8 protein-coding genes are annotated in these 12397 nt (G+C 40.9%); 7 read left to right on the forward strand and 1 reads right to left on the reverse strand.

The window, feature by feature from the left end:
- Window positions 1-45 precede the first annotated feature (45 nt).
- A complete protein-coding gene (gene elyC, locus SJ312_RS00920) occupies window positions 46-873 on the reverse strand; it encodes an envelope biogenesis factor ElyC (protein WP_112308209.1) in 828 nt (275 codons plus the stop codon).
- Window positions 874-1227: 354 nt separating this feature from the next.
- On the opposite strand from elyC, the gene cmoM reads away from it, so the two are divergent.
- The 7 genes from cmoM to SJ312_RS00955 all read left to right on the forward strand — a co-directional run bounded on the left by cmoM (window position 1228) and on the right by SJ312_RS00955 (window position 12277).
- The gene (gene cmoM, locus SJ312_RS00925) at window positions 1228-2016 is read left to right on the forward strand and encodes a tRNA uridine 5-oxyacetic acid(34) methyltransferase CmoM (RefSeq protein ID WP_140170786.1); all 789 of its coding nucleotides are present in this window, start codon (window positions 1228-1230) and stop codon (window positions 2014-2016) included.
- Complete coding sequence (gene mukF, locus SJ312_RS00930) at window positions 2013-3338, forward strand: chromosome partition protein MukF (RefSeq protein ID WP_096864228.1); 1326 nt, start codon at window positions 2013-2015, stop codon at window positions 3336-3338. Before cmoM ends, mukF begins: the two co-directional genes overlap by 4 nt.
- The gene (gene mukE, locus SJ312_RS00935; protein ID WP_272514797.1) at window positions 3319-4044 is read left to right on the forward strand and encodes a chromosome partition protein MukE; all 726 of its coding nucleotides are present in this window, start codon (window positions 3319-3321) and stop codon (window positions 4042-4044) included. Before mukF ends, mukE begins: the two co-directional genes overlap by 20 nt.
- Window positions 4044-8486, forward strand: a complete 4443-nt coding sequence (gene mukB / locus SJ312_RS00940) for a chromosome partition protein MukB (protein WP_319866712.1) — start codon at window positions 4044-4046, stop codon at window positions 8484-8486. The genes mukE and mukB overlap by 1 nt, the downstream gene beginning before the upstream one ends.
- Before the next feature lie 413 nt (window positions 8487-8899).
- Entirely contained in the window at window positions 8900-10651 is a 1752-nt protein-coding gene (gene ldtD, locus SJ312_RS00945) for a L,D-transpeptidase (RefSeq protein WP_319866714.1), read from the forward strand.
- A 390-nt stretch (window positions 10652-11041) separates the two neighbouring features.
- The gene (locus SJ312_RS00950) at window positions 11042-11590 is read left to right on the forward strand and encodes a YcbK family protein (RefSeq protein WP_004256173.1); all 549 of its coding nucleotides are present in this window, start codon (window positions 11042-11044) and stop codon (window positions 11588-11590) included.
- Window positions 11591-11629: 39 nt separating this feature from the next.
- A complete protein-coding gene (locus tag SJ312_RS00955) occupies window positions 11630-12277 on the forward strand; it encodes an MBL fold metallo-hydrolase (protein ID WP_110591458.1) in 648 nt (215 codons plus the stop codon).
- Window positions 12278-12397: the final 120 nt, after the last annotated feature.

The following is a 12397-nucleotide window of genomic DNA, read 5'->3' on the forward strand; positions in this document are numbered from 1 at the left end:
GCTAAACAAAAGGTGTAATCTCAATAGATTACACCTTTTTTGCTGCTATTCAGCGGTAACTGCCTCAGGCGTAGCAAGTTGCTCTTCTAACGCCTGTGTATTATTGGGTTTTAAATGCCACCAAAGCGTACCAAGAAATTCATACCAAGCACGTTCACTATGGCCAAAGAAATAAGAGGAAGGGATATATTTCTCCCATGGATTAATTTCACTCGTGATAACCAACTGATTTGCGGGGGCAGGGAAAGGGTTCATTCCTCGTTGAGTAAACATAGTCATCGCTCGAGGTAAATGGTTAGCAGAAGTTACTAATAAAAAAGGAGATTTCCCAATGATTTTTTCAACTTCATAAGCTTCCTCTTGTGTATCTTTGGGTTCAGTGAGTGGAATAGTATCTTGTGCGGGGACACCCAAGGATTGAGCAACTTGTGCAGCAACTTCGGCACTGCTGATAGGACTACTCGCTTTACCGCCAGTGAAAATTAGTTTACTACCAGGGTGTTTAAGGTAAAGACGAACACCTTCAGTCACTCTAGGTAGGCTATTATTCAACAGATTGGAACTTGGACTCCAATCAGGGTTATACGTAAAACCGCCACCGAGAACAACAATATAACGTACATCTTGAGGTGGATTCTCAGTAATTAATTCATAGCGCTTATTGAATTGTTTTTCTGCTGGGGCAAGTAAAGTATCTGAAACAGGTTGTAACCCCAACAGAGTTATTAAAACTAAACTTAGGGTAGTAAACGCCTTTCCACAACGCTGCCAGCGTGTAAACCAAAGCAAAAGCAATCCGATAAACCCGATGATGAGTAATAATGGTAATGGCATCAATAGAGAACCAATATATTTTTTTAAGATAAATAACATAACTAAGCCTATTTTTAAGGGTTATCGATTAATCATTGTGGCAGAATCTACGGAAAAATATGCAATAACGCAGCGAAATTAGAGGGAAAATAACAGAATAGTGTTTAATAGTAGCAAACTGAAATTTGCTGAGCACAATGAAGTACTATGCAAAAATATAGCTATTATCTGTTATAATTCCTGTTTTAACAGTCGCCTCGCATTGTATGTGATAAATACGCTGCAATATGAGAATATTTCTGGTTAGAGTTAATTTTCTCAATATCAGGATGTAATCAACCATTTTACGTTTTTTCGCGACAAATTGGCTCATAAACCGCTTTAAATAATAGATGATAGGCAACCGGATAGCACATGGCAGACCGCAACTTTGATGATATTGTCGATAAATTTGCAAAAAATATCTACGGAACGACAAAAGGAAAAATACGAGAAGCGGTAGTTTGGCAAGATTTAACTCAATTATTAAGCAGCCAATTTGAGGGTAAAACTCTAAAAATACTTGATGCAGGTGGTGGTGAAGGACACTTTTCACGCAAACTCGCCGAAATGGGGCATCAGGTGATACTTTGCGATTTATCTGAAGAGATGTTGGAACGAGGCAGTGAGCTTGCCAAGGAACAAGGTATTAGCGATAACATGCGTTTTGTTCATTGTGCAGTGCAAGATATCGCACAATATATTGATGAACCTGTTGACCTTGTTTTATTTCATGCGGTACTTGAATGGATTAGCGATCAAAAATATGCAATTGAACAACTGGTAGATATAATTAGACCAGAAGGCGTATTTTCTGTCATGTTCTATAATGCAAATGGTCTGGTGATGCGTAATGCAATTTTGGGAAATTTTCATCTTGCAACGCCACATATTCAACGTCGTCGTAAACGCTCGTTATCACCACAAAACCCGCTTTTTCCTCATCAGGTTGATGCTTGGTTAGGCGAGTGTAATATGCAAATCATCGGTAAAAGTGGTGTCAGGGTATTCCATGACTATTTACAAAGTCGGCAGTTACAGCAAAAAGATTTTCCGGCATTGTTGGCATTAGAACAGCAGTATTGCCGTGAAGAACCCTATATTAGCATGGGGCGTTATATTCATGTCATGGCACGCAAACAAATACAAAAGGACGATTTATGAGTGATTTTTCCCAGACCGTCCCTGAACTTGTGTCTTGGGCACGAAAAAATGATTTTTCGATTTCACTTCCCGCTGAACGTTTAGCATTTTTGCTTGCGGTGGCGGTATTAAATAGTGAAAGAGTCAATGGTGAAATGAGTGAAGGGGAACTGGTTGATGCCTTTCGTGAAGTTTGCAAAGGGTTTGAGCAGACAACTGAATCATTGGCAGTAAGGGCCAATAATGCCATCAATGATATGGTTCGCCAGAAGATTTTTAACCGTTTTGCCAGTGACATTGTTGAAGGTAATGCAATTTACCGGTTAACCCCTTTGGGGATTGGCATCAGCGATTATTATATTCGTCAGAGAGAGTTCTCAACATTAAGACTTTCCATGCAACTTTCTATTGTTGCAGGAGAGTTGCAACGTGCCGCTGAAGCCGCAGAGGAAGGTGGTGATGAATTTTATTGGCATCGTTACGTGTTTGCCCCACTAAAATATTCAGTTGCTGAAATTTTTGACAGTATTGATTTATCTCAACGTATTATGGATGAACAGCAAAATTCAGTAAAAGAAGATATTGCCGCATTATTAAATCAAGACTGGCAGGCAGCTATTGCTAACTGTGAGCAATTATTATCAGAAACATCAGGTACATTGCGTGAGTTGCAAGACACATTGGAAGCCGCAGGGGATAAACTGCAAGCGAATTTATTACGTATTCAAGAAGCTAATATGAATGCGCCGGCGTTCTCTGACTTAGTGGATAGGTTGGTTTTTGACCTGCAAAATAAACTAGACCGTATTGTTAGCTGGGGTCAACAATCTATCGATTTATGGATTGGTTATGACCGTCATGTTCATAAGTTTATCCGTACAGCTATCGATATGGATAAAAATAGAATATTTTCTCAGCGGTTACGTCAATCCGTTCAGCACTACCTTGATAGCCCTTGGGCACTCACTTACGCTAATGCGGATCGGTTATTCGATATGCGTGATGAAGAGCTCGCGTTGCATGATGAAGAGGTCATGGGTGAATTACCACCAGAGCTTGAGTTTGAAGAGTTTAGTGAATTAAATGACAAGCTTGCTGAGCTAATGGAAGTTGAGTTAGCTATTTATAAAGCAGAGCAACGGCCGCTCGATGTTGGCCGTGTGTTGCATGAGTACTTACTGCAATATCCACAAAAACGTCATTTTGATGTTGCTCGAATTATTATCGACCAAGCTGTTAAATTAGGTATCGCAGAGGCTGATTTGGCGGGATTACCGGCAGAATGGCAAGCTATTAATGATCACGGAGCCAAGGTACAGGCACATGTCATCGACAAATATTGAACAATTTATGCCAGTTAAACTGGCTCAAGCATTAGCTAACCCGATTTTTCCAGAGCTAGACAGCCAATTGCGTTCAGGTCGCCATATTAGTGTTGATGACCTTGATAACCACGCATTTTTAATGGATTTTCAGGAAGTATTAGAACAATTTTATGCACGATATAACGTAGAATTAATTCGTGCCCCTGAGGGGTTCTTCTATTTACGTCCGCGATCAACAACCTTAATACCTCGCTCTGTGTTATCTGAATTAGATATGATGGTTGGGAAAATTCTTTGTTATCTCTATCTCAGCCCTGAACGCTTGAGTAACCAAGGTATTTTTACCTCACAAGAGTTATTTGAAGAATTATTATCATTAGCGGATGAAAGCAAACTACTTAAATTTGTTAATCAACGTTCGACAGGCTCTGACCTAGATAAACAAAAATTGCAGGAAAAATTAAGAACATCACTCAATCGTTTACGTCGCTTGGGAATGGTGCATTTTCTGCAAAATGATTCGAGTAAATTTATTATTAGTGAATCTGTATTCCGTTTTGGCGCCGATGTGCGCAGTGGCGATAACCCACAAGATGCACAGTTACGGATGATCCGTGATGGTGAAGCTATCTCTCTTGACGGTGAATTATCACTAAAAGATAGTGATGAAGAGGATGGCGAAGAGAGTCAAGAACCGGCAGAAAGTGATGAGGATGAAGAATAATGATTGAACGCGGAAAATTTCGCTCACTGACGCTGGTGAATTGGAACGGTTTTTTTGCCCGAACTTTTGACCTTGATGAATTAGTGACCACGTTATCGGGTGGTAATGGTGCGGGTAAATCAACAACCATGGCGGCATTTATTACCGCGATGATCCCAGATTTAACCTTACTTCACTTCCGTAACACAACGGAAGCCGGCGCGACCTCAGGTTCTCGTGATAAAGGCTTGCATGGTAAGTTACGTCCTGGTGTCTGTTACGCTATTTTGGATGTGTTAAATTCGAAGCATCAGCGCGTCATGGTGGGGGTGCGTTTACAGCAAGTCGCAGGGCGCGATAAAAAAGTCGATATTAAGCCATTTATGGTACAAGGCATTCCATTAGCGACAGTTCCAACGGAAATATTGACGGAAGTTATCGATGGCCGCCAAGCAAAAGTGATCCCACTCAATGAGCTAAAAGAACGTCTTGAAGAACAGGAAGGCGTTTTGTTTAAGCAGTTTAGCTCAATTACCGATTACCACTCGACACTGTTTGAATTAGGCGTGTTACCGAAACGCTTACGTTCCGCGAGTGACCGAAGCAAATATTATCGACTGATTGAAGCGTCACTATATGGCGGTATTTCTAGTGCCATTACTCGCTCATTACGTGATTATTTGTTGCCAGAAAACAGTGGGGTACGTAAAGCATTCCAAGATATGGAAGCGGCTCTGCGTGAAAACCGTTTAACATTAGAAGCCATTCGTGTCACTCAATCAGACCGCGACTTATTCAAACATTTGATTAGTCAGGCGACTGATTATGTTTCTGCGGATTATATGCGCCATTCCAATGAAAGACGCATTCACCTTGATGCAGCACTGGCTGCGCGCAATGAGCTATTAGCTAGCCGTAAACAATTACGTGTTGAACAAGTTCGTAGCGTCGAAATGGCGCGTGAATTGAATGAGCAAAATGGGGCATCTACAGAATTAGAAGCTGACTACCAAGCTGCCAGTGACCATTTAAATTTAGTGCAAGCCGCGCTGCGTCAACAAGAAAAAATCGATCGCTATCAAGCAGATATCGAAGAACTGACTTATCGTCTTGAAGAACAAAGTGAAGTTGTTGCTGAAGCGACTGAAACTCAAGAAGAATATGAAGCACGAGCTGAAGCTGCTGAAATTGAAGTTGATGAATTAAAAAATCAATTAGCTGACTACCAACAAGCACTGGATGTACAACAAACACGTGCCATTCAGTACCAGCAAGCCTTGCATGCCTTAACGCGTGCTCGTGAATTGTGCCAGCTTCCTGAATTATCCATTGATAACGCAGATGAATGGCTAGATACCTTCGAAGCGCGTGAACAGCAAGCTACCCAAGCGTTATTAGCGCTTGAGCAAAAAATGAGTGTGGCGGATGCCGCACATAGCCAATTTGAGCAAGCCTATCAATTAGTTAGAAATATGGTAGGGGAAGTTAGCCGCAGTGATGCATACCAACAAGCGCGTACATTATTACGTGATTGGTCATCACAACAACATTTAGCGGATCGTGTACAACCATTACGTATGCAGCTATCTGAATTGCAACAACGTCTGAATAGCCAGCAAAATGCAGAACGCTTATTGGCGGAATTCTGTAAACGTCATGGCCAAAGCTATGAGCCAGATGAACTTGATGCACTGATGGCTGAGCTGGAAGCGCAACAAGAAGAGCTCAGTATTGGTGTGAATGAGAGTGGCGAAAGACGAATGCAAATGCGCCAAGAACTGGAACAAATTCGCCAGCGTATTAGCCAACTTTCATCTAAAGCCCCTGCATGGATTATGGCTCAAGAAGCGCTAACGCAGCTTAATGAGCAATCCCATGAAACGTTTGAGTCAAGTACTGCTGTGACTGAGTTTATGCAGCAACTCCTTGAACAAGAAAGGGAAATAACGGTTGAACGAGATGAAGTTGCTGCGCAACGTAAAGATCTCGAAAAGCAAATTGAGCGGTTAAGTCAGCCAAGTGGTGCGGAAGATGGCCGCATGTTAGCGTTGGCTGAGCGTTTTAATGGTGTTTTGTTATCAGAAATTTATGATGACATTACCATCGAAGATGCGGCTTATTTTTCTGCGTTATATGGCCCAGCTCGTCATGGTATTGTGGTTCAAGACTTATCTGTGGTCCGTGGCCAGCTCGAAACATTACAAGATTGCCCTGACGATGTTTATTTTATCGAGGGGGATCCTCAATCGTTCGATGACAGCGTTTTTGATGCGCAGGAATTTGAAAATGCGGTATTAGTCCGTTCGTCTGAGCGTCAATGGCGTTACTCTCGTTATCCTGAATTACCTTTGTTTGGTCGTGCTGCTCGTGAAAGTCATTTAGAGTCATTAACTGCTGAACGTGATGAGCTTGCTGAGCGTTACGCGAACCTGTCATTTGATGTGCAGAAAATTCAGCGTTCTCACCAAGCATTCAGTCGGTTTATAGGCCAACACATTTCCGTGGCCTTTGAAGATGATCCTGAAGCTGAAATTCGTTCGCTTAACCAGAAACGCACGGAAATTGAACGTGCTTTGGCACAATTTGAAGAGCAAACTCAGCAGCAACGCCAACAATTTGCACAAGGTAAAGAAAGCCTTGCGGCTCTTAATCGTTTATTACCTCAAATGGGGTTATTACTCGATGAAACATTGGCGGACAGAGTCGAAGAGATAAACGAAGAACTAACGGAAGCAGAAGAAGCGGCACATTTCCTGAATAAACATGGTCATGCGTTAGAAAAGTTAGAACCGATTGTGACAGTGTTACTCAGTGATCCTGAACAACATGAACAATTACGCAAAGATTATGAGTCAGCAAAACACAGCCAACAAAATGCAAAACAGCAAGCCTTTGCATTAGTTGAGGTTGTTCAGCGTCGTGCTCACTTTAGTTACAGTGACTCAACAGGAATGGTGAATGAAAACGCGGACTTGAATGAAAAATTACGTCAGCGTTTAGAGCAGGCAGAAACCGAGCGTACACGCGCTCGCGAACAGCTGCGTCAGCACCAAGCACAAAGTGCACAATTCCATCAAGTTCTCGCCTCGTTACGCAGTTCTTTCGATACCAAACAAGAAATGTTGAAAGAGCTCGAAGTTGAGATGCAAGAGATCGGCGTAAAAGCTGATCCTGATGCTCAAGAGCGCGCTCGTATTCGACGTGATGAGCTGCACCAGCGCGTCATGGAAAATCGTAGCCGTATTAACCAGTTAGAAAAACAGCTGACATTATGTGAAGCTGAAATGGATAACTTACAGAAGCGGCTTCGTAAGTTAGAAAAAGACTACTATATGCTGCGTGAGCAGGTAGTGACGGCAAAAGCAGGTTGGTGTGCGGTAATGCGCTTGGTGAAAGACAATGGCGTCGAGCGTCGTTTACATCGCCGTGAGCTGGCCTATACTGACGGTGACAGCTTACGTTCCATGTCGGATAAAGCCTTAGGTGCGTTGCGTTTAGCGGTTGCGGATAACGAACATTTACGTGATGTACTGCGTTTGTCCGAAGATCCAAAACACCCTGAGCGGAAGATCAAATTCTTTATCGCGGTATATCAACACCTACGTGAACGTATTCGCCAAGACATCATTCGTACAGATGACCCGATTGATGCAATCGAGCAAATGGAAATTGAGCTGGCGCGCTTAACGGAAGAGCTAACGGCGCGTGAGCAAAAATTGGCGATCAGTTCAAAAAGTGTGGCGAATATTATTCGCAAAACCATTCAGCGCGAACAGAATCGAATTCGTATGCTAAACCAAGGGCTGCAAGCCGTGGCATTTGGTCAGGTTAAAGGGGTTCGCCTCAATGTGAATATTCGAGAAAGCCATGCGCTGTTACTCAGTGTCCTTTCTGAAGAAAGTGAAATGCATCAAGACTTGTTTACCAGCCAACGGTTAACTTTCTCTGAAGCGATGGCGAAATTATACCAACGCCTTAACCCTCAAGTGGATGTTGGGCAGCGGTTGCCACAAACCATCGGTGAAGAATTACTCGATTACCGCAACTACTTAGAATTAGAAGTTGAGGTTAATAGAGGTTCAGATGGCTGGTTAAAAGCAGAAAGTGGTGCGTTATCCACCGGTGAGGCTATTGGTACAGGTATGTCCATCTTAGTGATGGTAGTACAAAGCTGGGAAGAAGAGTCTCGCCGTCTGCGTGCTAAAGATATTATTCCTTGCCGGTTATTATTCTTAGATGAAGCTGCGCGATTAGATGCTAAATCAATTGCAACCTTATTTGAACTGTGTGACAGGTTAGAAATGCAGCTAATTATTGCGGCGCCTGAGAATATTAGCCCTGAGAAGGGCACAACCTATAAGCTAGTTCGTAAAGTGGTTGGTAATCATGAGCATGTGCATGTGGTTGGCTTAAAAGGCTTCGGACAAGAAACCCCGAACGTACAAGCACCAACATTGCAGTAATAGTTTTTGTGAATGAAATGAAAGCCGGTATTTAGGAATAAATATCGGTTTTCTTGTATTTAACAAATAGTGCAAATGCAATTTAACAAGATTATTAATTAATTTGAATAAAACCCGATGTTTAAAACATATTTTTTCATGATGAAAACCTCTTTTTCTATATGGAAATTAAGTGAGAAAGAAAGCGTTAGCTAAAGCTTTTAATTAAAATAAAATTCATCTATGTTTAAAGCACCAATAAATACCCACTAATAATGAAAATAATTCTTTTTCTCATTAAGTGGTTATCTGTCTATAATCCGAAAAAAGGAAAATTAGTCTATTCCTATAACATTACTGCTAAAATTAAATACAATAAAATTGTAATTATAATAAAAAATATTGTTATCCATGTAGTTAATTAAGGTGGATGTATGGCAAAGAGAAGAGTGCGAGCTCTGCAAGTCTCAGTAATATGCGGGTTGATGGCGTTACAGTTTCCTGCATTTTCAAATGAAGAAAATACGCAGCAAAGTGTTTCTGAAGTTCAAGCGGTAGCTCCAGTTACACCAACAGAAAGTTTAGTAAAAATAACACAATCACTTCCTACGGATGTGAAACCTATTTTTTCTACGCAATTAGCAAAACTATATGCTGATAGGAAAATGCAGCTATTGTGGCAAGATGAAACGGCAATTAGCCAATTTCAACAACAATTGGCAGAATTATCCCTTGCTGGGGTTCAGCCTCAATTTGGGGAATGGTTGGCAATACTGGAAAATAACCAGTTAAATGAACTGGGCCGCGACGTTATTTTATCTGATGCCATGCTTGGCTATTTACAGTATTTGTCATCAATAGAGGCGAGCGGGCAGTACTGGCTATATACTAATCGGCCATATAAAATTATTGCTCCAACAACGGCTCAAATGAAACCATGGATAGACGCCGTTGAATCTAATAACCTAAGTAGTTGGGTAAAATCACAGGCACCGAATCATCCAATGTATTTGCCAATGCGCAAGGAAATGCTGAAATTATTAGCGATGCCTGAAGATAACCTAGAAATAGTAGGAACGAAAACATTAAAGCCAGGGCAGTCTAGTGATGATGTGGTTATTTTACGTCAAATATTACAACGTGAAGGGTTACTTGAAGGTGGAAATGTAACCGAAGAAGTTGCGCCTCCTGAAACAATGGCTCAAGTTGCAGAACTGGCAGTTGAACAAACCGTCGAACCAACAGAACCAAGTGATGCACCTGCAAGTACCGTGTCCAAAGTATATGACCAAGAACTCGTTGATGCTGTAAAAAAATTCCAATTACAATATGGTTTAGAGGCCGACGGCGTAGTTGGAAAAGGCACGCGTGTTTGGTTAAATATGCAGCCAAAACAAAAAGCGGGTTTAATGGCGCTTAATATGCAACGTTTACGTATTATTCCTGCAAGTCGTGGTACAGGGATATTAGTTAATATTCCAGGCTACTCTTTAGATTTCTATTTAAATGACGAAGTCATTTTAGATTCTAAAGTGATTGTTGGTCGTGCAGATCGCAAAACACCGATCATGAGCAGTGCGCTAAATAACGTGGTAATTAACCCGCCTTGGAGTGTGCCAACCAGTATGGCACGTAAAGATATCGCCCCAAAAGGGAAGCAAGACCCAAGTTATTTTAGTCGAAAAGGCTATACGGTTTATTCTGGTTGGGGGGCTGATTCATATGAAATCAACCCATATGCTATTGACTGGGATAATATCACCCCAGCTAATTTCCCATATCGAATTCGACAAGCTCCGGGCCCAACTAACTCATTAGGGCGCTATAAGTTTAATATGCCGAGTTCAGATGCGATTTATTTACACGATACACCAAACCATAGTTTGTTTAATCGTAATGCACGTGCAATAAGCTCTGGATGTGTGCGTGTGAATAAAGCAAGTGAGTTAGCCAGTATTTTGTTAGGTGATGCAGGTTGGGAACAAAAACAAATTGACGGTGCATTGAAAGAGGGGTCAACACGGTATGTGAATATACCAGATAGGATCCCAGTTTTTCTGTACTACCAAACGGCTTGGGTAGATAAAGACCAGCAACCACAATATCGAGCCGATATTTATCAGTATGATAATTCGATTAATAATGCAGATAAATATTTGCCAATATTGAAAAAGATTTTACACTAATTGTAGGTTTTAATTTGAAGGGGGGGGATTTTCTCCCCTTAATTATTTTAAGAGTTAACTGCTTGAGCGCTGTTTTTTACACATTTTCATTCCGTGACGTTTCCTCTATTCTCCGTTTTTATCCTGTTTATTCCATTGTTTTATAGTTATTCAGCTATGGCTATTTTACTTACTTTGATAAAGGCAGCATATTTTGTGTCTAAGATTGCATGTTTCGAGCAGTTTGAGTGACAAAACTCTATTACTGACGAAAACTGCAATAAAATTCCTGTTAAGTATGCATATCTTTACATAATTATACATTAAAGCTAAGCATGATTTGCTAGACTCAATAGGTTGCCAAAATTTTATCGATTAATACTGAAATTATTAGAGTCTGAGCTATCACCTATGGATATAATTGATCAATCCCGCAGAAAGTGGTTAGGTATTGGGGCTGCAACGATTGGCCTTAGTTTATTACCAAGCCATGTCTTTGCTGCAATGACGACCCCTCGACCACGAATTTTGCGTTTTCAAAACATTAATACAGGCGAATCGTTAAAAACCGAATTTTTTGACGGGCGGCGTTATAATAAGTCTGAATTAGCACGTTTAAATCATTTTTTCCGTGACTACCGTTGCGACAAAGTGAAAACTATTGACCCAAAATTGTTTGACCAAATCTATTTATTACAAATGATGATGGGAACAAACAAACCTGTCCAACTGATCTCTGGTTATCGTTCTTTAGAGACTAATAATAAATTACGCAGTAAAAGCTCTGGGGTGGCAAAGAAAAGCTACCACACACGCGGGCAGGCGATGGATTTCCATATCGAAGGGTTACAATTGAGTAATATCCGTAAAGCTGCGCTGAAAATGAAAGCAGGTGGTGTTGGTTATTATCCTCGAAGCAATTTTATACATATTGATACAGGGCCTGCAAGAACGTGGTAATCTGTGCATAGGTGACACAGATTACGGAGTAATTGCTCGATGAAATATACTATTATCCCAGTAACACCATTTATGCAAAATTGCCACGTTATTTGGGATGAAAATACGTTAGATGCAGTCGTTGTTGACCCCGGCGGAGAAGCTGAAAAATTAATTTCTGCTATTGAAAACCTTGGGCTGAAGTTAACTAAAATTCTGTTAACGCATGGTCATTCTGATCATATCGGTGCATCGGCTACCCTTTCTAAGCACTTTTCAGTGCCTATTTATGGTCCACAAAAAGAAGACGCCTTTTGGATTGAAAACCTCGCAGAGCAAAATGCAATGTTTTATATAGGCGAATGCCCTGACTTCACACCAGATTACTGGTTAGAAGAAGGGGACAAAGTGACTTGTGGCAATATTACATTTGATGTACTGCATTGTCCTGGCCATACGCCCGGTCATATTATTTTTGTGAACCATGCTGATAAATTAATTTCCATGGGTGATGTATTATTCAAAGGTGGTGTTGGTCGTAGTGACTTCCCACGAGGTAATCATCAAGATTTAATTTCATCAATTAAAAACAAAGTATTACCGCTTGGCGATGATTATCAATTTATTCCTGGTCATGGGCCGATGTCTAATCTCGGTTTTGAGCGGAAAACAAATCCTTTCTTACAAGATGAGTTACCTGTTTGGTAATTATCTAATCTAACTTAACCCCCCTTAATTACAGGGGGTTTTTTATAACTTCATATTAATCACGCCATAAAAAAATAATAGTTAACACTATGTCCTAATTGTTCCCAACTTAGTTTGGGA

The organism is Providencia sp. CIM-Carb-044 (genome assembly GCF_033901115.1).
GTDB classification, from domain to species: Bacteria; Pseudomonadota; Gammaproteobacteria; order Enterobacterales; family Enterobacteriaceae; genus Providencia; species Providencia hangzhouensis.

Coding starts and splice junctions, on each gene's coding strand:
- elyC (WP_112308209.1), bottom strand. CDS start 873: ATGTTATTTATCTTAAAAAAATATATTGGTTCTCTATTGATGCCATTA.
- cmoM (WP_140170786.1), top strand. CDS start 1,228: ATGGCAGACCGCAACTTTGATGATATTGTCGATAAATTTGCAAAAAAT.
- mukF (WP_096864228.1), top strand. CDS start 2,013: ATGAGTGATTTTTCCCAGACCGTCCCTGAACTTGTGTCTTGGGCACGA.
- mukE (WP_272514797.1), top strand. CDS start 3,319: ATGTCATCGACAAATATTGAACAATTTATGCCAGTTAAACTGGCTCAA.
- mukB (WP_319866712.1), top strand. CDS start 4,044: ATGATTGAACGCGGAAAATTTCGCTCACTGACGCTGGTGAATTGGAAC.
- ldtD (WP_319866714.1), top strand. CDS start 8,900: ATGGCAAAGAGAAGAGTGCGAGCTCTGCAAGTCTCAGTAATATGCGGG.
- SJ312_RS00950 (WP_004256173.1), top strand. CDS start 11,042: ATGGATATAATTGATCAATCCCGCAGAAAGTGGTTAGGTATTGGGGCT.
- SJ312_RS00955 (WP_110591458.1), top strand. CDS start 11,630: ATGAAATATACTATTATCCCAGTAACACCATTTATGCAAAATTGCCAC.